22 protein-coding genes are annotated in these 24,335 nt (G+C 44.1%); 15 read left to right on the forward strand and 7 right to left on the reverse strand.

Annotated elements, in window-relative coordinates:
* Window positions 1-205: 205 nt before the first annotated feature.
* The 13 genes from psbA to ACT7WV_RS04985 all read left to right on the forward strand — a co-directional run bounded on the left by psbA (window position 206) and on the right by ACT7WV_RS04985 (window position 15,096).
* A complete protein-coding gene (psbA, locus tag ACT7WV_RS04925) occupies window positions 206-1,288 on the forward strand; it encodes a photosystem II q(b) protein (RefSeq protein WP_445101826.1) in 1,083 nt (360 codons plus the stop codon).
* A 205-nt stretch (window positions 1,289-1,493) separates the two neighbouring features.
* On the forward strand, window positions 1,494-1,667 hold the full coding sequence (locus ACT7WV_RS04930) for a hypothetical protein (protein WP_445101827.1): 174 nt from the start codon (window positions 1,494-1,496) through the stop codon (window positions 1,665-1,667).
* Between the two features lie 82 nt (window positions 1,668-1,749).
* The gene (locus ACT7WV_RS04935; protein WP_445101828.1) at window positions 1,750-3,168 is read left to right on the forward strand and encodes an aspartate ammonia-lyase; all 1,419 of its coding nucleotides are present in this window, start codon (window positions 1,750-1,752) and stop codon (window positions 3,166-3,168) included.
* Window positions 3,169-3,411: 243 nt separating this feature from the next.
* Entirely contained in the window at window positions 3,412-3,714 is a 303-nt protein-coding gene (locus ACT7WV_RS04940; RefSeq protein ID WP_445101829.1) for a hypothetical protein, read from the forward strand.
* A 25-nt stretch (window positions 3,715-3,739) separates the two neighbouring features.
* A complete protein-coding gene (locus ACT7WV_RS04945) occupies window positions 3,740-4,699 on the forward strand; it encodes an Npun_F2552 family protein (RefSeq protein ID WP_445101830.1) in 960 nt (319 codons plus the stop codon).
* Between the two features lie 329 nt (window positions 4,700-5,028).
* Window positions 5,029-5,292, forward strand: coding sequence for a TLTLP motif-containing protein (locus ACT7WV_RS04950; RefSeq protein ID WP_445101831.1), 264 nt, complete (start codon window positions 5,029-5,031; stop codon window positions 5,290-5,292).
* Window positions 5,293-5,654: 362 nt separating this feature from the next.
* Complete coding sequence (locus tag ACT7WV_RS04955; RefSeq protein WP_445101832.1) at window positions 5,655-6,167, forward strand: inorganic diphosphatase; 513 nt, start codon at window positions 5,655-5,657, stop codon at window positions 6,165-6,167.
* A 595-nt stretch (window positions 6,168-6,762) separates the two neighbouring features.
* Window positions 6,763-7,653, forward strand: coding sequence for an MBL fold metallo-hydrolase (locus ACT7WV_RS04960; RefSeq protein ID WP_445101833.1), 891 nt, complete (start codon window positions 6,763-6,765; stop codon window positions 7,651-7,653).
* A 405-nt stretch (window positions 7,654-8,058) separates the two neighbouring features.
* Complete coding sequence (locus tag ACT7WV_RS04965; RefSeq protein ID WP_445101834.1) at window positions 8,059-8,883, forward strand: sulfurtransferase; 825 nt, start codon at window positions 8,059-8,061, stop codon at window positions 8,881-8,883.
* A gap of 320 nt (window positions 8,884-9,203) precedes the next feature.
* Complete coding sequence (locus ACT7WV_RS04970; protein WP_445101835.1) at window positions 9,204-9,722, forward strand: LabA-like NYN domain-containing protein; 519 nt, start codon at window positions 9,204-9,206, stop codon at window positions 9,720-9,722.
* Window positions 9,723-9,884: 162 nt separating this feature from the next.
* Complete coding sequence (locus ACT7WV_RS04975; protein WP_445101836.1) at window positions 9,885-11,513, forward strand: 2-isopropylmalate synthase; 1,629 nt, start codon at window positions 9,885-9,887, stop codon at window positions 11,511-11,513.
* A gap of 140 nt (window positions 11,514-11,653) precedes the next feature.
* Entirely contained in the window at window positions 11,654-12,454 is an 801-nt protein-coding gene (locus ACT7WV_RS04980; RefSeq protein WP_445101837.1) for a class I SAM-dependent methyltransferase, read from the forward strand.
* 356 nt (window positions 12,455-12,810) lie between these two features.
* The gene (locus ACT7WV_RS04985; RefSeq protein ID WP_445101838.1) at window positions 12,811-15,096 is read left to right on the forward strand and encodes a PAS domain S-box protein; all 2,286 of its coding nucleotides are present in this window, start codon (window positions 12,811-12,813) and stop codon (window positions 15,094-15,096) included.
* Here ACT7WV_RS04985 and ACT7WV_RS04990 read toward each other — a convergent pair.
* Window positions 15,093-15,344: a DUF4278 domain-containing protein gene (locus ACT7WV_RS04990; RefSeq protein WP_445101839.1), complete on the reverse strand. Its 252-nt coding sequence runs from the start codon at window positions 15,342-15,344 to the stop codon at window positions 15,093-15,095. The two genes, ACT7WV_RS04985 and ACT7WV_RS04990, sit on opposite strands and share 4 nt — an antisense overlap.
* Before the next feature lie 237 nt (window positions 15,345-15,581).
* Here ACT7WV_RS04990 and ACT7WV_RS04995 point away from each other — a divergent pair, with 237 nt between their 5' ends.
* The gene (locus tag ACT7WV_RS04995; RefSeq protein WP_445101840.1) at window positions 15,582-17,045 is read left to right on the forward strand and encodes a RecQ family ATP-dependent DNA helicase; all 1,464 of its coding nucleotides are present in this window, start codon (window positions 15,582-15,584) and stop codon (window positions 17,043-17,045) included.
* A gap of 69 nt (window positions 17,046-17,114) precedes the next feature.
* Window positions 17,115-17,900, forward strand: coding sequence for a hypothetical protein (locus ACT7WV_RS05000; protein ID WP_445101841.1), 786 nt, complete (start codon window positions 17,115-17,117; stop codon window positions 17,898-17,900).
* Between the two features lie 247 nt (window positions 17,901-18,147).
* Here the strand turns inward: ACT7WV_RS05000 and ACT7WV_RS05005 are convergent, their stop codons facing one another.
* From ACT7WV_RS05005 to ACT7WV_RS05030, 6 genes are read right to left on the reverse strand one after another with little or no spacing between them, the layout of a single operon-like run.
* Window positions 18,148-19,707, reverse strand: a complete 1,560-nt coding sequence (locus tag ACT7WV_RS05005; protein WP_445101842.1) for a GMC oxidoreductase — start codon at window positions 19,705-19,707, stop codon at window positions 18,148-18,150.
* Between the two features lie 45 nt (window positions 19,708-19,752).
* On the reverse strand, window positions 19,753-20,058 hold the full coding sequence (locus ACT7WV_RS05010; RefSeq protein WP_445101843.1) for an aquaporin: 306 nt from the start codon (window positions 20,056-20,058) through the stop codon (window positions 19,753-19,755).
* Between the two features lie 11 nt (window positions 20,059-20,069).
* Window positions 20,070-20,609, reverse strand: coding sequence for a transposase (locus tag ACT7WV_RS05015; RefSeq protein WP_463424206.1), 540 nt, complete (start codon window positions 20,607-20,609; stop codon window positions 20,070-20,072).
* Window positions 20,610-20,611: 2 nt separating this feature from the next.
* On the reverse strand, window positions 20,612-20,908 hold the full coding sequence (locus ACT7WV_RS05020; RefSeq protein ID WP_445101253.1) for a transposase: 297 nt from the start codon (window positions 20,906-20,908) through the stop codon (window positions 20,612-20,614).
* Between the two features lie 21 nt (window positions 20,909-20,929).
* Window positions 20,930-21,625 (reverse strand): aquaporin, encoded by a 696-nt coding sequence (locus ACT7WV_RS05025; protein ID WP_445101844.1) that lies wholly within the window; start codon window positions 21,623-21,625, stop codon window positions 20,930-20,932.
* Entirely contained in the window at window positions 21,622-24,312 is a 2,691-nt protein-coding gene (locus ACT7WV_RS05030) for an MGH1-like glycoside hydrolase domain-containing protein (RefSeq protein WP_445101845.1), read from the reverse strand. The genes ACT7WV_RS05025 and ACT7WV_RS05030 overlap by 4 nt, the downstream gene beginning before the upstream one ends.
* Between the last annotated feature and the right edge of the window lie 23 nt (window positions 24,313-24,335).

Here is a 24,335-nt window from a genome sequence, read left to right on the forward strand (position 1 = left end):
TTCGGTAAATCTCTCATAATGCAATCTGAGAGCCAGAAACCCTGCGTTTAAGGTATTTTCCAGGAAAAATGACAACAAAGTTAACAAAACTCAAAGCAATTGCTCTAATCTGCTTTACAAAAATCAATTAATGATTTAGTGTAAATACATACAGACGAAAAAACGTCTGCAGAACCTAGAAAATTCATCAAGCAATCATAAGCACATGACTACCACACTACAGCAGCGCGAAAGCGCCTCTCTGTGGCAGCAGTTCTGCAACTGGGTAACCTCAACCAACAACCGCCTCTATGTAGGCTGGTTCGGCGTGTTGATGATCCCCACCCTGCTAACTGCAACCACCTGCTTCATCATTGCCTTCATCGCAGCTCCCCCAGTGGACATCGATGGCATCCGCGAACCAGTAGCTGGTTCCTTGATGTACGGCAACAACATCATCTCTGGAGCAGTAGTACCTTCTTCCAACGCCATTGGCTTGCACTTCTACCCAATATGGGAAGCAGCATCCTTAGACGAATGGCTCTACAACGGTGGACCATACCAATTGGTAATCTTCCACTTCCTGATTGGTGTATTTGCATACATGGGTCGTGAGTGGGAACTATCCTACCGTTTAGGAATGCGTCCTTGGATATGCGTAGCCTACAGCGCACCAGTAGCAGCAGCGAGTGCAGTATTCCTGATTTACCCCCTAGGTCAAGGTAGCTTCTCAGATGGCATGCCTCTAGGAATCTCAGGAACCTTCAACTTCATGTTCGTGTTCCAAGCAGAACACAACATCCTGATGCACCCCTTCCACCAACTAGGTGTAGCAGGCGTCTTCGGCGGAGCACTGTTCAGCGCAATGCACGGTTCCTTGGTAACCTCCTCCTTGGTGCGTGAAACCACAGAAACCGAATCGCAAAACTACGGATACAAGTTCGGTCAAGAAGAAGAGACCTACAACATTGTGGCAGCCCACGGCTACTTTGGTCGCTTGATCTTCCAATACGCATCCTTCAACAACAGCCGCGCTCTGCACTTCTTCTTGGGTGCATGGCCAGTAATCGGCATCTGGTTCACAGCTTTGGGCATCAGCACCATGGCATTCAACCTGAACGGGTTCAACTTCAACCAGTCAGTAATTGACTCACAAGGTCGCGTAATTGGCACCTGGGCAGACGTACTGAACCGCGCCAACCTGGGTATGGAAGTAATGCACGAGCGCAACGCTCACAACTTCCCCTTAGACTTGGCAGCAGGCGAAGCTACACCAGTAGCACTCACTGCTCCAGCTATCAACGGCTAATTAAATAGAGACAGAGATTTCCAATCTCTAGCTAACAAGAAAGCGCCTTCCACTGGGAGGGCGCTTTTTTTGTTTAATTTTATTTAATGCTTTTTTTGTTTAATTTTATTTAATTCTTATGGCTCGAAAACAAGACATTTTCTTTAGCAGACATAGAGCTTAAAATATAGCCATAATAGCTCTTTTTAAATCAAAAAAAACTACAATGAGCCAAGAAAAAAGAAAGGAAGTTGTTCGGCGGCTGAATGTACCTTTGGCAGAAGATGAGAGCGAAAAGTTAAAAAAGTTGGCTTTAGCGGAAGATCGTTCTGAGGGAAGGACAGCCCAGAGACTAATTAGGGAAGGGTTAGAACGCGCTCAAGCCGAAGGGAGACTTTAAGATAAAGCCTCAATGCGTCACCTAGTAAGACCGCCATCCGTGGGATGATGTCATTTTGGTTAAGATATACAGAACAATAAACATGACCGAAGCAACAGGCTTGACCTACCGCACGGAAAGCGATTCGATGGGAGAGCGACAAATCCCCAGCGATGCCTATTACGGAATTCAGACGCTGCGGGCAATAGAAAACTTCCCTATTAGCGGAATCAAGCCCTTACCAACCTATGTCGATGCCTGTGTTCTGATTAAAAAAGCCACTGCGATCGCTAATGGTGCGCTAGACTGCATTCCCCAAGAAATTACCCGTGCCATTGTTCAGGCTGCTGATGAAATTCTTCAAGGTCAGTTTCGCGACCAGTTTGTAGTAGATGTGTACCAAGCTGGAGCTGGTACTTCTCACCACATGAACGTCAACGAAGTACTGGCAAATCGGGCCCTGGAAATTTTAGGGGACAAAAAAGGGAACTACCAGCGCGTTAGCCCTAATGACCACGTAAACTATGGTCAGTCTACCAATGACGTGATCCCCACTGCCATTCGCATCGGTGCTCTGTTAGCACTAGAGCATACTCTTTACCCAGCTTTATCAGATGCCATTGCCGCTCTCGATAACAAGGCAGATGAATTTCAGGAAATAGTCAAGTCTGGTAGAACTCATCTACAGGACGCTGTGCCAGTGAGGCTTGGGGAAGGTTTTCGGGCTTGGGCGCAAATCCTTGCAGACCAGATGAGTCGTATTGAAAGAGCCTCTGAAGATTTGATGACGCTGGGCTTAGGAGGTTCTGCGGCAGGCACTGGGCTAAACACCCATCCCCAATATCGGCAGCAGGTTGCTCAAATTCTCTCCCAATTGACAGGGCAACCCTTGAAACCTGCTCCACACTTAATGGCAGCGATGCAAAGTATGGCTCCTTTTGTCCATATTTCTGGGAGTTTAAGGAACCTAGCACAAGATTGTGTCAAAATTTCCCATGATTTGCGGCTGATGGACTCAGGCCCCAAAACGGGTCTTAAGGAAATTCAACTGCCACCAGTACAACCGGGATCATCGATTATGCCCGGTAAATACAATCCAGTAATGGCTGAAATGACCTCTATGGTCTGCTTCCAGGTGATGGGTTACGATAGTGCGATCGCTCTGGCTGCCCAAGCAGGACAACTAGAACTCAACGTGATGATGCCACTGATTGCCTACAACCTCATCCATAGCATCGAAATTTTAGGTAACACAATCTCAGTCTTGACGAAACGTTGTCTTGAAGAGATCACCGCTAATCGCGATCGCTGCTTAAGTTATGCAGAAGGTAGCCTCGCTCTAGTTACCGCCCTTAATCCCCATATTGGCTATCTCAATGCTGCCTCTGTTGCCAAAGAATCTTTAGAAACCGGCAAATCCCTACGGCAGATTGTTCTAGAGCGAGAATTACTCAGCCCTGAGGTTCTGGCAAAAGTACTAGATCTTGAGCAAATGAGTACCCTGCCCAAAAGCGAAGCCTAATATCAAGTCGTTACTTAAAAATAGTAGATCGGGGAGTCAAGGGGGACAGGGAGGACAGGGAGGACAAGGGGGACTCTTAAGATATGTATTACATTCAACCGTGAACAAGGGCATGCTTATTACTTATTAAGGGAGACAAGTTAGAGTTTGAGTGATCTCTATAAGTGGTGGTAAAGTTTCGGAAGATTGTCAGCTCTCGCACGTACTGAAAAACCAACACTGCAACACAAGGAGCTTCGTCCGATGGCAATTGAGGATAGCTTTGTGCAGCTTACCTTTTACTACCTCGACGGTCGCACAGAATCTTTTAGCATTGCTGAGAACTTAGATTCTACTGAACCCAATTGGTCGATTAGACAAGATCTGCGACACCGCTTAAAGCAACCTTGGTGTATTCTCCACCTACCAGAAGAGACGGTTTTTATCAACATGGCAAATATCTACAAAATAGAACTTAAGCCTTCTGTTCCCCAGCTTCAAGGAGAAGAGGTATTTTCTCAAGCTGAGCGTTTGACGCCTCTAACTAGGAGCAATACGGGTCTTTAGCATTGGTAATCCTCAAGGAAGTCTTATGCCTACTGTTAGTTTGATTCGTGCCGATTCCTACGAAAGACAACCACTGCGAGCATCTTTGGAAACCTTGCTGCAACCACTAGGAGGTATAAGTGCTTTTGTCAACCAAGGCGATCGCGTTTTACTCAAGCCTAATCTACTTACCGCAGGTCATCCTGGCAGGGAATGCATTACTAGACCTGAGTTAGTTTATAGTGTTGCTGAGTTAGTTAAAGAAGCCGGTGGTCAGCCATTCTTAGGGGATAGCCCCGCTTTTGGTAGTGCTAAAGGTGTTGCTAAAGCTAACGGTTATCTGCCAGTGCTTGAAGAACTCGACTTACCGATTATCGAATTTCACGCTCAGCGCTACGAAACTCAAAATCCCGCCTTTAACCATCTGCGTCTATCCAAAGAAGCTATGGAGGCAGATGTTGTAATTAACTTACCCAAAATAAAATCTCATGTGCAGTTAACGCTAACCATGGGCGTTAAGAACTTGTTCGGCTGCGTTCCTGGCAAAATGAAAGCCTGGTGGCACATGGAGGCAGGTAAAGATGAGCAACGCTTTGGGGAAATGTTGGTAGAAACCGCACAGACGATTAATCCAGACTTGACAATTATTGATGGGATCATGGCTCACGAGGGTAATGGTCCCAGTGGTGGCGAACCAAGACGCCTAAACATCTTGGGGGCATCCGAGGATGTCTTTGCCTTGGATCGCTCTGTAGTGGAAATTCTTAGCGTTGACCCCGCGCTAATCCCCACAGTAGCAGTGGCTCAGCGCCTAGGGCTTTCTGCAAGCATCAATGATATTCAATTTCTCCTTGAACAGCCAAGGCAACTGCAAGTGACGGATTGGCGGCTACCAGATGCTTTAGTTCCTATTGATTTTGGTATGCCCCGCGTGATCAAGTCTACCTTTAAGCATTTCTACATTCGCTTAATTAAAGAACCGATAAAGGATTATGCCGCTAGATAGCTGATCTCTAATTAACTTCAGCAGTTTTTCTTCTCAATGTGAAATAGTATCACTCCCACACCTATTTAGGAGGAAGAACGATTATGGAGATAATTTACTAAGAGCCGAGTATAATTGAACTGATAGCAAAGTGGTTAACTCTTGCACAGCATGGTTCAGGGGATAAAAGAGGTAGAGTAACAAACTCTGGTCAGAGAGAATCATAGTTACTCTCGGCAAACAAAAAATCTTCCTTAAGTAGAAGTTTTCTGGCTGCCTATTTCTTTCCTCAGGGCATTTTCTTAAGGTTTTGAGATCTAAGAGAATTTGCTGGAGTATAGCTCGTTACAATGAAAAGTATGAGCTTAGGAGATTATCAAATCTTAGCTCTTCTTAATTTACCTAGTTCCAATTGCAACTATTTTATGGAATCAACTGGCTCTTCTGCCAACTCTTCTGAACCTCATCCTCATAGGTGGGCGGAAGTCATAGGCACGGTAATTGCTTTGTTGACCCTGACATTGCCTTTGTGCGTCATCGCTTACTACTCCTCAAGCAGCAGCCTTGACGTGTGGGAACAAACAAATTACCCTCTGCCAAGACCAGAGGATTGAGCAGCATTACCTGTGAGAAATTTTTAGATAACTGAACAAGCATGTCATGATTGATTGAGATAAGTTAGCTCAAGGAAATCACGGCGGCAATCAAGGTCTCAATCTTAAGAGTCCTTAGATGCTGATGTACGTCTTGCCTTAAAATGCTCACGGGGGTAGGTCAAGGCTGACTAGGATTGTCTATCCTCTGCGTGCTTGAGCTTTATTAAAAGACATCTCAACATTAGAGAGTCTTGATGGATCCGTGCAAATGTATCTACCGAACTAACCGGATAGAACTCATTTGTGGCGGTAAATTTTATTGACTCTCTACGAAAGTTGAGATGTTCACCATTTTGCTGTTTCTTTTGAACAATTCGGTCATGGATTTATCACTCATTCCTGCTCAACCAAAACCGGGTCTCATCAATGTATTAATTGAAATTCCGGCAGGTAGCAAAAACAAATACGAGTTTGACAAGGATTTGCAAGCCTTTGCTCTTGACCGGGTGCTTTATTCTTCTGTGCAATACCCTTACGACTACGGTTTTGTTCCTAATACCCTGGCCGATGATGGTGATCCCCTAGACGGTATGGTGTTAATGGATCAGCCGACTTTTCCCGGCTGCGTGATTGCCGCACGCCCTATTGGTATGCTGGAAATGATTGACGGTGGCGATCGCGATGAGAAAATTCTTTGCGTTCCCGCCAAAGACCCACGATATACCAAAGTAATGTCCCTCGATGATATAGCACAGCATCGATTGGACGAAATTGCTGAGTTTTTCAGTACTTATAAAAACTTAGAGAAGAAAGTCACGGAAATTCTTGGCTGGAAAAACCTAGACCAAGTAGCACCGCTGATCGAAGAGTGTATCAAAGCTGGTCAAAAGTAGATTGTCTACAGTGAATAACTGGTTAAGCTTCCATCAAGTAAGAGGAACTATATCTTCGCTTTGAGACACTAAGCAGCCCCAAGAGGCACACAAAAGGAAAGCAGATACCTTTACTCTGAAAAGCAGGGAGATTTAGGGGCGTGGTTTATGTTCCTTCCAAAAGATATACTTCATGGCACTAACTCCCCTGCATCTCTCTCTTATTTATCTACTCATCGCGATATATTTCAAAGAAAATCTGTATAAATCAACACAAAAACCCTTACCTCAAGTTTTTTAGTACTCTGCTCTGTTTCCTGAAGTCAAACTTACCCACTTGTGTCAAGAACGCTAGAATTGACTTGCTGGACAAAAGCTTCCTACTCAGGAAAGGGTGCATCAAATATCTGAAATATGAAGCTTAGACAAAAGTAGACAATCACAGTTTACGTTTGTACTTGCTAGTCCTAAGAAGTTTCCTCTAAATATGCAACGTCCGTCCCTTATTACAGATAGCCCTAGTTACCGACTCAACGATTACCCATCTGCTCTGAGTATCATTTAGTGGAAATCGGCATAGAGAGTTGCTAGTTAAGGCTAACTTATATTGTTAAAGATGCCAGATCTTGCTCCAGCGGCACCAAATCTACCAACTGCCAACACTAAAGGCGATTTTATTGTCCAATTTTGGGGTGTTAGAGATCAAATCTCAGCTCCGGGAAACAAGACAGTTCGCTATGGCGGCAATACTTCCTGCGTAGAAGTACGTGTCGGCGAAAAAATTCTAATTTTTGATGGTGGTAGTGGCTTGCGATTGTTAGGGAATCATTTGCTCAAGCAGATGCCACTGGAAGCTTATATGTTCTTGACTTATTGCCATTGGGATAGTATACAAGGCTTTCCTTTTTTTAAACCTGCCTATATTGCCGGCAATTGTTTTCATATTTATGGAGCAACTGCGGCTGATGGTCAGTCAATAGAAAGGCGAATGGGTTGCCAGATGCTCGCTCCCAATTTTCCCGTGCCAATGAAGGTTATGCAGTCAGAACTTCAGTTCTACAACCTTACTGCTGCCCCCAATAATCAAATATTCATTGATGATGTGGTAGTTGAGGCAGCATATCTCAATTACTCAAATCGGTCTCTGGGATATCGAGTAACCTGGCAAGGACGTTCGCTGGTCTACGCTACTAGTCGCTTATTCTACCCGAATAATCTCGATAAAAATCTGCTGCACTTAGGAAATCAAGCGGATTTGTTGATTTTAAATGCTCCCGGCGCTATTTCTCTTGATGACACTCGCAACTGTAGCCCCCTGAAGTGGCAAGACAAACTTTGGCAAACTGGCATGGCAACAGTTAAACAAGCCGATGTCAAGCGGGTAGTTCTCTCTCGCTATGATCCTGACTATGACGATGACTTTCTTGACACAGTAGCAGAGCAAATCCAATCGGTATTACCTAACCATCTTTTAGCCAGAGAGGGGATGATTTTACAAATTCTCTAATAGTGTCCCGCTCTATTACCCGTTAGGAGTAGAGCTGATTAGTCTAGTTATTTTTGCCAAGTTCTCATAGTTTTGTTAGTAAAGATTAGATCGCTTTACTGATGCTCTGTCGCCACTGTACAAAGTAGGGGGTTGCTTACCCTGACAACTTAAGTTGCCAAATCGGGCAAACCTTGCTCTGAGTTTCCCTACAGGGTTAGCCATCCTGGCAAAACACGATAGATTTTGCCTAGGTTCTACTTCTTTAGATATTTCTTTTCCTGGAGTTGCCAGTGACCAGGATATTATCAATATATAACTATGTCTATATTATCAAATATTCCCAGCTGCTATTTTTACTGTCTCAGAAAAAATAACGCTAGTGGGGTAACGGAAACGGTCGTCGTCGAAAATCCCTAACTTCATATGATAGAAAGCCCTTTTGTCGTTTCTCCTGAGTACTTAAGAGAAAACCTCAATCACCCACAAGTTGTAATTGTCGATTGTCGCTTTGCTCTAGCAGATCCAGAACTAGGATATCGACAGTATCAAACTAGTCACATTCCGGGTGCTCACTATCTTGACTTAAATAAGGATCTTTCTAGCTCTCCTGAACAACATGGAGGGCGTCATCCTTTACCGGATCTTCATAAGTTGGCGCATCGCTTAGCAGCGATAGGAGTTAACTTTCAGGAAACCTTGGTTATTGCTTATGATGATTCTCGATTAGCTTTTGCAGCACGTCTGTGGTGGTTGCTACGCTATTTGGGACATGATAAGGTTGCATTGCTCGATGGTGGTTGGAAAACATGGCAATCAGCAGAGTATCCAGTCACTGACGCTTTGCCAGCAGCGCAGCCAGGAACCTTTACGCCTCAGCTTCGACAAGATTGGGTGGTAGATATTGAAGCAGTAAAAACTCGCAAAGATTTGCCAGACGTGGCGCTGGTAGATTCACGGGATAGCGATCGCTATTGGGGAAAACAAGAACCAATTGACCCCGTAGCGGGTCATATTCCCGGTGCCCTAAATCACCCTTGGCAAGAAGTCACTGATAACCAGGGACATCTGCAACCATTAGCCAAGCAACAACAGCGATGGGTGGATGTTAAGGATAAGCAAGAAGTGTTAGTTTATTGTGGTTCTGGCGTCACCGCCTGCGTTAATCTCTTTTCTCTAAAACTGGCAGGTATTGACACAGGTAAGCTCTACGCTGGTAGTTGGAGTGACTGGTGTTCTTATTTACAATGAACTTCCTTACAATTTGAGCTGCTCTTCAAGGAAACGCTGATCTACAAATTCTAATGTAGAGATGATAAAGTACACCAACAGTAGATTTTTATAACTGTCTCGAATTTACCTATACCCAAGACTTAGATAGCGATAAAGCAAAGGGAGTTACTAGCTCCCTTGTCTTTCGAGTAATTTAAGTGAGGGTGTTGCTCAAACGATTAATAGGGAAAAGCATCAAAACTTACCGTAGCAAACTAACTATTAGAAAATTATTAGATAAAAATTGCTAAAATAAGAAATTATCTTAAATTGTCACTAACTATTAGGTTTTATTTGATATGCCTTGCTTGATGAACCGTCTTTCTATTTTTGTAGACGGTAACAATATGTTCTATGCTCAACAAAAAAACGGCTGGTTTTTTGACCCGAGAAGGGTCTTAGATTACTTCAAAAGTGAACCAAATGTCCGTCTAATTAATGCCTTTTGGTACACCGGATTGAAAGACCCCCAAGATCAGCGTGGTTTTAGGGATGCACTAATTAGTTTAGGTTACACTGTCCGCACGAAAATTCTCAAAGAATATTACGATGATAATTCTGGTCGCTATTCTCAAAAAGCCAATTTAGATATAGAAATTGTTGTCGATATGTTTAATACAGTAGACCAGTATGACCGGGTAATTCTTTTTAGTGGTGACGGCGATTTTGAAAGGGCAATTGAGTTATTACGTTCCAAGAATACCCATATCACAGTAGTATCAACTGAAGGAATGATTGCCAGAGAATTACGGAATGCAACTGATTTGTATATAGATTTAAATGAGATTCGTGACCAGATTGAAAAAGTTGATTTTTAATTATTATTTTTGAAGTGGAAGGCTTCAGGAGATTTTATAGCTTGAAAAAGCTCAATTATTTTATTGACCTAAATAAAACAATGAGTCAGCCACCTTAAGTAGACCAGATCATTGTAATTTTGGAGATAATTCGCAACAGACCTAACTTGAGGAAATTAAACGATGAACAAGCAAGTTGAATCAGACCGCATTGTCATTTTTGACACTACACTTCGAGATGGAGAGCAGTGTCCCGGAGCAACTCTTAACGTAGATGAGAAGCTACTCATTGCTAGACAGTTAGCACGTCTAGGGGTAGACGTAATCGAAGCCGGTTTCGCTATTGCCAGTCCCGGAGATTTTGAAGCAGTTCAGAAAGTTGCTCAGGCAGTAGGTACAGAAGATGGCCCAGTCATTTGTAGTTTGGCAAGAGCCATTAAAGCAGACATTAAAGCTGCCGCAGAAGCGATCAAACCAGCAGCTAAAGCGCGAATCCACACGTTTATTTCTACCTCAGATATTCACCTAGAATACCAGCTCAAAAAATCAAGGGCTGAAGTATTAGCCATTGCCCAAGAAATGGTTGCTTATGCTAAATCCTTTGTTGAGGATGTCGAATTCTCCACCATGGATGCCACTCGCACCGATCCAGAGTACCTCTACCAAATTTTAGAACTAGCAATTGCCGCTGGGGCCACAACCATTAATATCCCCGACACTGTGGGTTACACGACTCCCAGCGAATTTGGCGCACTGATTCGAGGCATTAAAGAAAACGTTCCCAACATTGACCAAGCGATTATCTCTGTCCACGGTCATAATGATATTGGCTTGGCAGTTGCCAACTTCCTGGAAGCAGTGAAAAATGGAGCAAGGCAGCTAGAATGTGCCATCAACGGTATTGGTGAGCGAGCAGGGAATACTGCCCTAGAAGAGGTAGTTATGGCGCTTCATGTCAGACGGCAGTACTTTAACTCCTTCTTGGGGCGTCCTGCTGAATCAGAAGAACCACTAACCAATATTGACACGCATCAGATTTATAAAACATCCCGCCTAGTTTCTAACCTCACGGGGATGTTAGTACAGCCAAATAAAGCAATAGTCGGAGCCAATGCCTTTGCCCATGAGTCAGGCATTCACCAAGATGGCATCCTCAAGAATAAGCTTACCTACGAAATCATGGATGCCCAGTCGATTGGTCTCACAGACAATCAAATTGTACTGGGTAAACATTCAGGTCGCAATGCCTTTCGCACTCGCCTAACAGAGTTGGGGTTTGAATTGTCGGAAACAGAACTAAATAAAGCATTTCTCCGCTTTAAAGAATTGGCGGATAAGAAGAAAGACGTCACCGATTGGGATTTAGAAGCGATCGTTAACGATGAAATTCAGCAGACACCAGAGTTATTTCATCTCGATTTAGTGCAAGTCTCCTGCGGCGACAAGTCTCGCCCCACAGCAACTGTAACCCTAAGAACCCCCACTGGTGAAGAACTAATCGATGCTGCCATTGGCACTGGACCAGTAGACGCTGTTTATAAAGCAATTAACCGCGTAGTCAACGTTCCTAATGAGCTAATTGAGTTTTCCGTACAGTCAGTGACAGCGGGAATTGACGCGATCGGGGAAGTAACAATTCGTCTGCGCTATGATGACAGGGTATTTTCCGGTCACGCTGCCAACACCGATATTATCGTTGCTTCTGCTCAAGCTTATGTTAATGCTCTAAACCGTCTTTATAGAGCATTGCAGAATGCGGAGTCATCCTCCAATAGCGAGAGTCAGCGCAGACAAGAGAAAGTCACCAACTAAGGGTCTCTTTTAGTAACCAAGACATCAAAATCGTAGAAACTTTAGCTTTTTTGGTGTCTTGGTTTTAGGTAAAAATATATCTAAAAATAGATAGACGCCTGACAAAATTCGGAATTATCCCCCTAAGCTTGACAAGTTTCATGTCAGAAGAAACCTTAGAAAAAGAACGACGCTTCCATGACGCCTGGGCTGCCGCAATTGATGTAGACGGCATTAGGGTAGCAGACTATTTTGAGGCCTGTACTGCTCCAGAAAACCGATTTATTCTCCAAGAACTCAGAGATATTAGAGGTAAACGGCTTTTGGATTTGGGCTGTGGTGCTGGTGAAAATAGCGTTTATTTTGCTAAACAAGGAGCGCAAACTGTAGCAACCGACTATTCACCCGGAATGGTAGCAGTGGCGCTTCAGCTAGCAGCAAGTCAGGGAATTGAGATTGAAGGGCGTACTGCAAATGCCATGGCACTGGATTTCCCAGAAAATAGTTTTGATATTGTTTATGCTTCCAATTTATTACACCATATTCCAGACCCCAAAATCGCTTTACAGGAAATGCATCGAGTTCTCAAACCTGGTGGCAAAGCCTGTTTTTGGGATCCTTTAAAGCACAATCCAGTAATTAATGTTTATCGACGTATGGCAACTGAAGTGCGTACAGAAGATGAAATGCCACTGGATATTAATCTGATTAATTACATTAAATCTCTTTTTTCAGAAACGGCATACGATACATTTTGGCTAGCAACTTTGTGGATTTTTTTACACTTCTATTTAATTGAGAAAGTTGACCCCAATCAAGAGCGCTATTGGAAGAAAATTATTCTTGAACAAGAAAGATTAGCATCAACTTATCAGCGGTTAGAAAAATTAGATGGATTGTTGAAAAAAGTTCCTGGAATCAAGCGATTCGCTTGGAATCTGGCAGTAGTAGCAACAAAATGAGAATATTTTAGTTAAACCAGCCGTTGAAGAGAAGAACCAGAAAGCAGCACTAAGCAAGGCTTGACCTGATTCGACAGTCTAAAATATCACTACTGATGTTTCATCAAAGCTTCACTATTAATAGTAATTAAATTAATAAATAATTTATAAGTTATTAACCCATCCTTAATAGTTTTGGCTAGAATGTTGCTGAATACAATCTCATAACTTCTGAAGAAATAGTTGTAAATCATCAGCTTCAGGATCAGCTTGATGGTATTTTCGTGGGAGAACCCATGTTTTTACGATGAAGCGGTTGGTTTTGCATGCAAATTTTTGGGCTTTGAATTTTTCTGCCATAAATATGAATACTGGAAATGACAAGAGATTACCCCAAGTTCCACCCTGGTAAGACTTCCAAGGTAGCAAGAAAAACTCAGTCGCTACCAGCTAATTATCCAGAAAAGCAGAATCTACAAGAAAAATTATTGCCTGAATCAGAGGAAATGTACAGGTTAATTCTCGGTAGTAGTTCTGAAAGCTTTTTTATTACAGATATTGCCGGAGTTTTTACCTTTATTTCCCCTAATGTAGAAAGTTTTTTTGGCTATTGCACTTCGGAAATACAGGAATTTTATAACATTGCCCATTTACTAGGAGACAACCTCTTCGAGTGGCAAGACTTGCAAACTAGGGGAGAAATCCTCAATATTGAAAGAAAGATTATAGATAAGACTGGTAATCCCCGTGTTTTATTGATCAACGTCAAGCAGGTTTCCCTCAATGGAGGTAGCGTTCTTTATTGCTGCCGTGATATCACTAAACGCAAGCGGTTAGAAGAAGCACGCCGAGACAGCGATTGCCAACTGCGAGCCTTCTTCGAGGGTGCACTTGATGCCATTTTGGTTGCAGACGACGAGGGGAGGTATGTAGAGGCTAACCCGGCAGCTTGCAAACTTTTTGGTCTATCGCAGGCAGAATTATTGGGTTGCAGGATTTCCGACTTTGCTGAACTAGGTTTTGACTTTAATCAGGTGTGGCGCAGTTTCTTGGAACAAAGAGAGGTTAAAGGTGAGTTTAGCCTCATGCGTGCCGATGGGGAAGTGCGAGTAGTTGACTATGCAGCAACTGCGAACTTTCTGCCCCACCTTCATCTGTCAGTTTTGCGAGATATTACGCAACGCAAGCAGATGGAAGCCGAACTCGTCACCCTGAATAATCAGCTAGAGCAACGAGTCAAGGAACGGACAGCCGAGTTGAGCCGTGCTAATCATGTTCTGGAACAGGAAATTCGTGAACGTAAGCAGGCAGAAGCAACTAGACAGGAACAAGAAGCAATTCTGCAAAGCTTCTATAATAGTTCCCCGATGATGATGGGTGTGGTGGAATTGCTTGAAGATGATATCTTGCATCTGTCTGATAACCAGACTACGGCGCAATTTTTCGGGACTAGTACTGCCGCGATGCAGAATAAACTGGCTAGTCAGATGGGTTCTCTTCCAACTAATCTGCGTCAGTGGATCAGCAATTATCGTCAAAGTGAACTCACAAGAACTCCTGTGTGCTTTGAGTACCAACACCAGAGTGGCATAGATTATAAATGGTTATCAGCTACCGTCTGTTTTATTGGCAAAGCGGCGAATGGGCGATCACGTTTTTCTTACATAGTTGAAGAGATTACTCAACGCAAGCACACCGAGGAAGCTTTGCTTACCTTGACTAAGCGAGAACGAGAAAAAGCTCAACAACTAGAAATCGCCCTCAAAGAACTTCAAAGCACCCAAGTCATGCTGGTGCAAAACGAAAAAATGGTTAGCCTCGGCCAGCTAGTTGCAGGAATTGCCCACGAAATCAACAACCCTGTCAGTTTCATCTACGGCAACATCTACCCAGCTAGAGAGTACGCCCAAAATCTGCTGCAACTGCTCCAACTTTACCAGCAGCAATACTCACAACCAGAGTCAGAGATTATCGAACAACAGGAAATCCTCGACATTGACTTCATCGCTGAAGATTTCCCGAAGCTGCTAGAGTCGATGCAAGAAGGTGCTGATCGGATTCACCAAATTGTACAGTCACTGCGTAACTTCTCCCGCTTTGACGAAAAAACAGTTAAACGGGCAGATCTTCACGAAGGTATCGATAATACTCTACTAATTCTAGAACACCGACTGAAACCACAGTCAAGATTTTGTGAGATTCAAGTAATTAAAGACTATGGACAACTGCCTTTAGTCGAGTGTTACCTTGGTCAACTTAATCAGGTGTTTATGAATCTTCTCGGTAACGCGATCGACTCCCTAGAAGAATTGAGGTTAGAAAGAGTCAAGGTTACAGGTTCAGCAGATAAGCTGCAAACTATTCAAGATTATTCTAAAAACCCTTGCATTTGCATTCGTACAGAAGTTCTCGAAAAGTCTCGCCTAGCGATTCGCATTGCTGATAATGGCCCTGGTATCGCAGTAGCAATACAGCCTCGCATCTTTGACCCCTTCTTCACCACCAAACCCCCAGGAAAAGGCACGGGTTTAGGGTTATCCATCAGTTACCGAATTATCGTCAACCAACATGGGGGTAAGTTGGAGTGTCATTCAGTAGAGGGACAAGGAACAGAGTTTGTTATTGAGTTACCCCTCACTCAAAACTCATTAGATGCAAGCTAATAATTACATGCAGGAGTGGTATCGCCACTAATCGGCTGCTGTTGAGGTTGGGAGGGGGATAGGTTTGTCTTGTCTGAGAGATAAGAAACGCCGCGATAGACTAAATCAAGTTGAGGCTGAATCGAAGGATTGACTAGTCGCCGCACTCTGTAGGCTAAACCGCGAAACTTAACAACGGTTTCTGTCTCAACAGTTTTGATCAGGTTAGGAGTGGATTGGTAGGAAACGCCCCGATAGCAGAGTTTCATAGTTTGTAGTTCCTGTTTGCTAATCTCGTTTATTGAGAGTTATGTGAGTTGCTAAAGAGTTTTCGAGATTAGTCCAAACTTTTATGCAGGGCTTCGCCTCTTGTAATTTTTCTTAACAAAACTGCCCTAACAGCCAGAAAAATCAGTGTATTTTCTGGTTTCTCGAACTGTGGCATTTCTTTATGCTGATTTTCACAGTCAAAGTCGTGAATCTACAACCAGCGGTATTTACTACCCATGAACAAAAACGAAATCACATCCTGGGACAAAGTTCGTGCAACTTTCCAAAAAATTTGGGGATACGATGATTTTCGACCTCCCCAAGGTGAGATTGTTCAGGCTCTATTATCAAAACAAGATGCGTTGATTGTCTTACCGACGGGTGGGGGTAAATCAATTTGCTTCCAACTACCAGCACTACTCAGCACTGGATTAACCTTAGTGGTTTCACCTCTAGTAGCACTGATGGAAAATCAAGTGCAAGAATTATGCGATCGCAACCTACCTGCTGCCCTCTTACATAGTGAATTGCCAACGCACCAAAGACGGCAAACTCTGCAAACTTTAGCAAGACAACAGTTAAGATTACTCTACCTTTCGCCAGAAACCCTTCTGAGTGCGCCAGTATGGGAAAAATTGTGCCAACCGCAACTGGAAATTAACGGCTTAATTCTGGATGAGGCTCATTGCCTAGTGCAGTGGGGTGATACTTTTCGACCAGCTTATCGGCGTCTGGGTGCGGTAAGACCAACTTTACTCAAGTATAAGCCTCAAGGAACGAAAATTAGCATTGCTGCCTTCACTGCAACGGCTGACCCCAGCACGCAGCAAACTATCCGCAACGTCTTGCAACTAAAGCAACCCAAGGTTTTTTTAATCAGCCCCTATCGGCAAAATCTTCATCTTAAAGTGCAAACCGTCTGGACTTCCAGGGGACGCCGCCAGCAGATGTTGCAGTTTATCCAAGCCAGAACTCCACAAACTGGCTTAGTTTATGTTCGTTCCCGGCGAGACAGTGAAGAGTTAGCGGGGTGGTTTACCGCAAAAGGTTACGCTGCCGCAGCTTACCACGCTGGCTTGAATCCTGAGGAACGCCGCCAAAGGGAAGCTAGCTGGCTGAGTGGGAAGACTCAATTTGTGGTCTGTACCTCTGCCTTTGGCATGGGGATTAATAAGCCAGATGTGCGCTGGGTAGTGCATTTTCAGTCGCCTCAGCTGCTATCAGAGTATATCCAAGAAGTGGGGCGAGGAGGGCGGGATGGCAAGCCAACTCATGCCCTAACCTTGATTAGTGAGCCAACAGGCTGGTTAAATCCAGAAGATAAGCAAAGACAAGAGTTTTTTGCTGCTAAGTTGCGATCGCAATCACAAGATGCCCAGCGTTTAGTCAAGCAACTACCAACTCAAGGTAATCTGGCAACTGTGGCTAGACAATTTCCCGACGGTGCAATTGCTTTGGCACTTTTGCACAGCGCCGGACAACTAGAATGGCTTGATCCGTTTCATTATCGGCAACAAAGTTTAGCAAAGTCTGGATCTTTGGCTAAGTTGAGTACTACCCAAAAGCTGGTACACAAACAAATGAGCCAATATCTCCATACCCGCAACTGCCGCTGGCAGTTTTTGTTGCAAGCTTTTGGCTTTACCCAAGAAGCAGTGGGATTTAAATGTGGTCGGTGTGATAATTGTTTGAGAAGTTAAGCTTTGAATATCTGCCAGACAAGCTCTTAAAACGCCATAAGGAGAGATGAGGCCAAATCCTGACCCGAAATGGAAGAATCAAAACCACACGATGACCCTGTAATTTATAGTGCCAGAGGGAAAGTTTGCGGTATTTATCAACCCAGCTCAAAAAATTTTCTCCAAGGCACCTTACTCACAGAAGATCAGTTAGAGATACCAGCCAGACTAACTGATGCCTCGGCACAAATACTCACAGCTCATCCAGAGTTTCTCCAGCTTCCTCTAGTTTGGAAGTGCTACCCCCGCCTTAATCCTCCCTTGTTGGTGCTGGCTAAATTGAAAACCAAAGATGATGTACCTGACTTGAGGCATAAGGGAATCAATAAGTTTCGTATAGTAGGGCAGGTGGTGAATACTAAAAATCAAGTAGTAACAGTACTGATTAAAAGAAACGAATTACCCAGGAAAGGTGAGGAGCAACTATTTACCCTAACCCTCAGGGGACAGGTGCCAACTAAAGCCATCGGTCAGTTTTGGAAGTTTATAGTGAAGCGTGAAGGTTTGCAGTGGAATATCATTACAGGACAACCTGTTCCTAATATTGAGCAACCAGTAGCAGCAGTTCCCTCCTCAGTTAGCGCGAAACTCCTAGAAATGGCACAAGAGTCAAAAAATCAGGTACCGCAAGATTTGAGTCAAGTGGCGTTAGCACGTCGATTGTCTGTGAGTTCAACAACTATAGCGAAACATCGAAAAAGAACTACTTTCTCTAAATGGAGTCAAGAAAGAGACCCCCATGGACTTGCTTGGCAGTATGATCCAGACACTCAGAGATTTACGCCCATCTATGAGGAAACTCAAGAAGCAGAGTAGATCTCCGGCATAAATGCTTAATTGTCATAAACATCTCGCCAGATGCTTCACTCCACTGCATTCCAGGGAGCATCCCACTTGATGTAAAAATACTCCTGTCGTTCTGAGCGCAACGTAGTGAAGCGAAGAATCTCAAGCTATATTTGCAAAGGTGAGATGCTCCCGCATTCCCCTCAGCATGACTTTGAGAGTTATCAAAACTTTTGCAAGAGGTTTAGTCTTTTTGAGGTTATTGGCATCGCCAAACTCATTTCATTCGCTCCAATAAATGATCGCCAACTCGCAGAGCATTGGCGATAATCGTTAGTGTGGGATTGACGCTACTGCTAGAGCAAAAAAAACTACCATCTACAACGTAGAGATTGTCAACATCGTGAGTCCGACAGTTGAGATCGAGTACAGACATGATTGGATCTTCTCCAAATCGACAGGTGCCACACTGATGTCCTACTACCTGAATCGGTGTTTTATTCCGGGGATAGACCCCAAAAGGAATAACGTGTTCTGCCCGTGCAGCCGCTTTCAGAATCGCACTCCAACGGTTAATCAGGCGATCGCTCGCTGCCACATTATTGGGCGTATACTCCAAATACAGCTTGTCACCCTCCACTCGCACCCGATTCTTGGGTTCAGGTAAGTCTTCCGTTTGCAACCACCAACCCGTAGAGTAGTGGGAGACTCGCTCTAATTCCGATCCGGGAACTAATTTAACGAAGGGAGCCAGCAGTTTTGGCGCTTCTGCTGGAATCATATCTCTGAGGACATTACCTGTATTTTGAATAAATCCCATCGGATAGGGAAATCCCTCCTCACCCCAGTAGAAATCGCTAATGGCGATAGTTTTTTGATACACCGAAGCATTGGGAGTAGTGTTAAGAGATACCATTGCTGTGGTTAGATGCTTCATAAAATTGCGCCCCACCTGATCAGAACGATTTGCCAATCCTTTCGGATGCTGATCATTAGCAGAGCGCAGCAGCAGCGCCGCCGAGTTAATTGCACCACAAGCCACAACAACGAGATCACCCTTAAAGTGTTGAATTTCTCCTTCGACTTCTGCTTCTACCGAAGTGACTTCACGCCCTGACTCGTTGGTATGGAGCCTGAGAACTTTGGCGTTGGTTAACAAGGTAATATTGGTTTGAGCGCGAATCGCCCCAATGGCATTAACCTCAGCATCCGCCTTGCCTTGCACTAAACAGGGAAATCCATCACAGGTATCGCAACGGATGCAAGCTCCCAATGTGCGATCAACTTCATTCAACTTGAGCCCTAAAGGTAAATTAAACGGAGTCAATCCCTGCTTCTGTAAGTCCTCTGCAATCTGTTGCATTCGAGGCTCATGACTAACAGGGGGATAGGGATAATCGCTAATGCGGGGGGGTTCTGTGGGGTCAGTTCCTTGTTGACCATGAACGTCATAAAGTGCTTCTGCCTGGGTATAGTAAGGCTCAAAGTCAGCATATTTGAGGGGCCACTCTGGTGATATTCCATCCTTGTGAGGAACAGCTTCAAAATCGCGTTCCCGAAATCGAATCAACGCCGCTCCATATACTTTGGTATTACCACCCACCCAATAACTCATCTGAGGCCGAAACGGGCGATTATTCTGGTCATACCACTGCTCCTGAGTATGATAGCGTTCGTTTTGATAAACCTCGCGGGCGCTCCAATTTTCCTTTTCTCTAGGCAAGAATGAGCCTCGCTCTAGGATGAGAATGCGTTTACCGCTTGGTGCCAAGCAATAAGCTAACGTACCGCCGCCAGCCCCTGTACCAATCACAATCACGTCGTAGTGCTCTGGCATATCTTCTCCGAGGTGGGATGGATTACAAAGTTTGAATGAAGAAATCTAGCGATTTTCCTGCTTCTGTGCGATCGCAACTCCCGCCGATTCCTCCTGTCGCCAGGGTCTAATCAAGTCGTCACAATAAGTACAGCAGTTGTTACTAATGCAAGGGGTGTCTCCGTTAGGGCAGAGTTTGCAGCAAATCGATCGCATACTCCGCTTAGAGGCTTGCAAATAAAGTTCTGCTGCCGTCAACATTGCTAGAGGGGGAGCCAGATAATATACCCAAAACCCCGTCCAGATATGTGACGGTAAAGCAGAAGCAAACGTCCGAGCCGGATTGAGACTCATCCCCGATATAGAACCCATTTGGGATCTATCTAGCCATTTGCCAGTCTTTTGAGCATCAGTCGGACAAAACAAAGATTAATTTTGGTGGTAGAATTCTCAAGAGTTTTTTCAAAGTTCTTGACCAAACTTTTACATCTCTCCATCCAAGAATTGCTTCTTTCAATAACCCACCTTGCTTTGACTGGAACAAAACCTGTTTTTCCTTCTTTTTCTTTTTGGGTTTTGTCTGGTTTGGCTGATAGATTAAATCTAATCTTGGTCATTATCTGGGGATAAACTTTTTTCAACTCTTCTGCCAATTTTTCAGGATGATATCCGTTGTCAAGAAGGATAGTAATTTTGGGAATATTGACAGGTTTAGATTGGAAATAATCAATATTATCTGAGAGCATTTCAATTAAGCCCCGGTCATCGGAAATCGATGCTTTGGTGCAGTGAGTAAAAAAAGGAAATCCCAAAGTATCTACGGCTAAGTGCCTTTTGATGCCGTTTGTTGATTTGTAAAAACAAAAACCAGACGATTCTTTACTAGCATTACAAGTGTTCTTTACCGCCTGTGAGTCAATAATTATTAAGGTTGTCCATAATGGTTTTTTTTAACCTTCTGCCGCAGTTGTCCATGCAGAATATCTCGTATTTTCTCAATTATTCCTTGTTCTCGCCACTGTTTGTAATGCCAAAATACAGTCGAATAGGGAGGTAGATCTTTTGGCAAATCACACCAATTACAACCATTTTTGAGTTGATAGAGAACCCCATCTAAAATTTCCCTCTTGCTCCATGTTGGGGGTTTGGTTCTTTTTTTCTTAGGTAGGAGGGGTTCAATAATTTCCCACTCTTTATCTGTCAAACTGCTTGAATAGCTCATTGTCTCTTAGATCAACTCAAGTTATGGAAGGTGCCAAGCACCTTCGACAAAGAACGGTGCAGGGCAATCACACAGTTCGAGTAAGTTTGTATTCGATAACCAGTATCTTGGATTATTATACCGGAGAATGTAAAGATACCAAATGGGTTCTATAGGAGCCTCAAAGGTGATATAAAAGGCGACCATTATACCAGCAAATACACCCGTCAAGTTTGCCAAATGTTTGGTGTTGCTGGTGACGAGTACCATTGTCATCAATGCAAACGCCAGTGCAAACTCTGCTACAAATGCCAAGAGAACTCCCCATTGCCCCGGCACCGTTACGATATAGTTCACTGGTGGATGGGTGAAGGAATTGCCCACTAAGGTAGATACCAGTGAGATACCCGCCAGTCCCCCTAGAAATTGAGCCAAGACATAGAAAAAGGCATCCCAAACCGCCATCTTTTTGAGCCGAAAGAAGGTGAGCGTAACTGCTGGATTGATGTGTGCGCCTGATCGCTTCCCCCAAGGAGAATATATAATTACAATCGCCGTTAATCCCATCGCCACTCCCATGAGCGTTCCTCGCCAAAATCTATTCGGCAAGAGACTGGGAACAGGGGAGACGGGAGAAAAGATCAGCGTGGCGAACAATCCCGCACATATCATAAAGGCTCCTAATCCTGCAGCTTCAATCAAGTAGTCTAGCCAATGGTTTCTTAGTGCCTGCATCATGATGGTGAGAGAACCTTACCGTACTCGCTGCATTGCTGAATTAATTTGGCAACAAGTCCCGTCCAACCGGTTTGATGGCTGGCTCCTATACCCGCCCCATTATCACCGTGAAAGTATTCGTGGAAAAGGATATAGTTTTGCCAGTGAGGGTCTTTTTGAAACAGTTCCAAGCTGCCGTAAACTGGACGATAACTTGATTCATCTTTCTGGAAGGTGTGAATCATCCGAGCTTCCAGTTCAGCAGCAACCTCCCAGATAGTCATCATTTGACCGGAGTTAGTGGGACATTCTACCTTAAAATCATTGCCCAGATAGTGATGGAACTTTTGCAGCGATTCAACTAGCAAGTAGTTTACAGGAAACCAAATCGGGCCGCGCCAGTTGGAGTTACCGCCAAATAGCCCCGTACTCGACTCAGCCGGCTCATAATCGACTCGGTAACTATTGCCTGTCGCTGTAAAGATGTAGGGATGTTCCAGATGGTAGCGGGATAACGCTCGAATGCCATGGTCGCTCAAAAATTCCTGTTCGTCTAACATTTTTGCTAGGATACGCGGTAACTTATCGGGATTGACAATAGCTAACAGCCGCCGTTCTCCCATGCCTTTCGTCTCCATACAAGCAACGTTAACCCTTAAGTCGGGACGGTTCTCAATGAACCAATCGACGCGCTTCTTGAAGTTCGGCAGTTTTTCCAGCAAGTCGGGTTCCAACGTTGTGACGGCAAATAAAGGAATTAACCCCACCATTGAACGCACTTTCAGTGGCAATCGTTCGTTATTTGGCAACCGCAAGACATCATAGAAAAAGCCATCTTCTTCATCCCAAAGTCGAGTTCCCTCACCCCCAATATTGTTTATGGCATCAGCAATATAAATAAAATGCTCGAAGAATTTGGTCGCCATGTCTTCATACACTGGGTTTTCCAGTGCCAACTCCAGGGCGATGGTGAGCATATTAAGGCAATACATCCCCATCCAACTTGTACCATCTGCTTGCTCGATGTAACCGCCTGTCGGGAGAGGAGCGCTGCGATCGAACACACCAATATTATCTAACCCCAGAAAGCCCCCTTCAAAGACATTATTGCCTTCAGTATCCTTACGATTCACCCACCAGGTAAAGTTAAGTAAGAGCTTTTGAAAAATGCGTTCTAAGAATGTGCGATCGCGCCTCCCCCACATTTTTTGTTCAATCTGGTATACTCGCCAAGTTGCCCAAGCATGAACAGGCGGGTTCACATCTCCAAAAGCCCACTCGTAAGCGGGAATTTGTCCATTGGGATGCATGTACCATTCTCGTGTCATTAAGTCAAGTTGATTCTTGGCAAACTCTGGATCAATCATTGCCAAGGGAATGCAGTGAAATGCCAAATCCCACGCTGCAAACCAGGGATACTCCCACTTATCCGGCATCGATAGCACATCAATACTTTCAAAATGTTTCCATTGGTGGTTTCGCCCTTGTTGGCGCTGCGGTGGAGGAGCAGGCATTGTGGCATCACCATTGAGCCAACGGGTGACATCATAGTAGTAATATTGTTTCGTCCAAAGCATCCCTGCAAACGCTTGTCGCTGAATATTTCGCAGGTCATCACTCATCTGGAAAGGAGTGATTTTGTGGTAAAATTCGTCGGCTTCGGTTTTTCGTCCTTGAAAAATTTGGTCGAATTCAGAATCTAGGGGTTGAGCTAAATTGGGGCGATCGCATAAGCGTAGCTTAATGGTTTGCGTTTCACCAGCTCGCAAATTCAAGAGATAATAAGGCGAAACTTTTGTCCCGCTTCCATTAAAGTTTACTGCCTCCTTCTGTCCATGAACAACATAATTATTAATACCATCTTTGAGATAGGGCGAAGAATTTTCAACGTTATACAACCGTTTGTAATTGGTTTCATTCTCGGTAAACAGTAGCGGCACTCGGTTGCTGAGCTTTGTCGAAGCATCGCTTTGGCAATACAACCAGCGTTGCCCCAGCTCTGGGTGATTTGCCTCTATTCTTTGGTAAGAATTGTGGGAGTTTAAGGCTTTTAAAATAGGTTTTTTCTTGCTATCTCCCCATGACCAAGTATTACGAAACCAAAGAGTTGGTAGGAGGTGTAAAGTTGCAGTTTCAGAGCCTCGATTAACTGTATGAATCTCAATTAAAATATCGTCTGCTGAGGCTTTAGCGTATTCAACAAAAACATCAAAGTACCGATTTTCAGCAAAGATATTGGTATCCAACAATTCAAACTCAAATGCCCCCCGTCCCCGCCGTTGATTTTCTTCGACTAACCAGGTGTAGGGATACTCCGCCTGGGGATATTTGTAGAGATACTTCATATAGGAATGAGTCGGGGTACTATCGAGATAAAAATAGTATTCTTTAACATCTTCCCCATGATTGCCCTGATTTCCAGTTAAGCCAAACATTCGCTCTTTTAAAATAGAATCATGACCATTCCAAAGAGCGATCGCAAAACAGATTAATTGCCGATCATCAGAAATTCCGGCAATCCCATCTTCCCCCCAACGGTAGGCACGGGAGCGCGCCTGATCGTGTGGGAAATCGTCCCAGGCTTGACCATAAGCACTATAGTCCTCGCGCACGGTTCCCCACTGGCGTTCGCTTAAATAGGGCCCCCATCGTTTCCAAGAAACTTGTCCAGTACGAGATTCTTCAAGTCTTTGGTGTTCGAGTGTCATAGTATTAGATCTCCATGCATCCA

It is taken from the genome of Symploca atlantica LB2515 (assembly GCF_052546295.1).

What these genes read in the sequence shown, in the direction of transcription:
- ACT7WV_RS04940 (WP_445101829.1), top strand. Translation starts at nt 3,412, where the DNA reads ATGGCAATTGAGGATAGCTTTGTGCAGCTTACCTTTTACTACCTCGAC.
- ACT7WV_RS04945 (WP_445101830.1), top strand. Translation starts at nt 3,740, where the DNA reads ATGCCTACTGTTAGTTTGATTCGTGCCGATTCCTACGAAAGACAACCA.
- ACT7WV_RS04930 (WP_445101827.1), top strand. Translation starts at nt 1,494, where the DNA reads ATGAGCCAAGAAAAAAGAAAGGAAGTTGTTCGGCGGCTGAATGTACCT.
- ACT7WV_RS04975 (WP_445101836.1), top strand. Translation starts at nt 9,885, where the DNA reads ATGAACAAGCAAGTTGAATCAGACCGCATTGTCATTTTTGACACTACA.
- ACT7WV_RS05005 (WP_445101842.1), bottom strand. Translation starts at nt 19,707, where the DNA reads ATGCCAGAGCACTACGACGTGATTGTGATTGGTACAGGGGCTGGCGGC.
- ACT7WV_RS05010 (WP_445101843.1), bottom strand. Translation starts at nt 20,058, where the DNA reads ATGGGTTCTATATCGGGGATGAGTCTCAATCCGGCTCGGACGTTTGCT.
- ACT7WV_RS04965 (WP_445101834.1), top strand. Translation starts at nt 8,059, where the DNA reads ATGATAGAAAGCCCTTTTGTCGTTTCTCCTGAGTACTTAAGAGAAAAC.
- ACT7WV_RS04980 (WP_445101837.1), top strand. Translation starts at nt 11,654, where the DNA reads ATGTCAGAAGAAACCTTAGAAAAAGAACGACGCTTCCATGACGCCTGG.
- ACT7WV_RS04950 (WP_445101831.1), top strand. Translation starts at nt 5,029, where the DNA reads ATGAAAAGTATGAGCTTAGGAGATTATCAAATCTTAGCTCTTCTTAAT.
- ACT7WV_RS05020 (WP_445101253.1), bottom strand. Translation starts at nt 20,908, where the DNA reads ATGAGCTATTCAAGCAGTTTGACAGATAAAGAGTGGGAAATTATTGAA.
- ACT7WV_RS04995 (WP_445101840.1), top strand. Translation starts at nt 15,582, where the DNA reads ATGAACAAAAACGAAATCACATCCTGGGACAAAGTTCGTGCAACTTTC.
- ACT7WV_RS04960 (WP_445101833.1), top strand. Translation starts at nt 6,763, where the DNA reads ATGCCAGATCTTGCTCCAGCGGCACCAAATCTACCAACTGCCAACACT.
- ACT7WV_RS04985 (WP_445101838.1), top strand. Translation starts at nt 12,811, where the DNA reads ATGACAAGAGATTACCCCAAGTTCCACCCTGGTAAGACTTCCAAGGTA.
- ACT7WV_RS05025 (WP_445101844.1), bottom strand. Translation starts at nt 21,625, where the DNA reads ATGATGCAGGCACTAAGAAACCATTGGCTAGACTACTTGATTGAAGCT.
- ACT7WV_RS04990 (WP_445101839.1), bottom strand. Translation starts at nt 15,344, where the DNA reads ATGAAACTCTGCTATCGGGGCGTTTCCTACCAATCCACTCCTAACCTG.
- ACT7WV_RS04935 (WP_445101828.1), top strand. Translation starts at nt 1,750, where the DNA reads ATGACCGAAGCAACAGGCTTGACCTACCGCACGGAAAGCGATTCGATG.
- psbA (WP_445101826.1), top strand. Translation starts at nt 206, where the DNA reads ATGACTACCACACTACAGCAGCGCGAAAGCGCCTCTCTGTGGCAGCAG.
- ACT7WV_RS04955 (WP_445101832.1), top strand. Translation starts at nt 5,655, where the DNA reads ATGGATTTATCACTCATTCCTGCTCAACCAAAACCGGGTCTCATCAAT.
- ACT7WV_RS05000 (WP_445101841.1), top strand. Translation starts at nt 17,115, where the DNA reads ATGGAAGAATCAAAACCACACGATGACCCTGTAATTTATAGTGCCAGA.
- ACT7WV_RS04970 (WP_445101835.1), top strand. Translation starts at nt 9,204, where the DNA reads ATGCCTTGCTTGATGAACCGTCTTTCTATTTTTGTAGACGGTAACAAT.
- ACT7WV_RS05030 (WP_445101845.1), bottom strand. Translation starts at nt 24,312, where the DNA reads ATGACACTCGAACACCAAAGACTTGAAGAATCTCGTACTGGACAAGTT.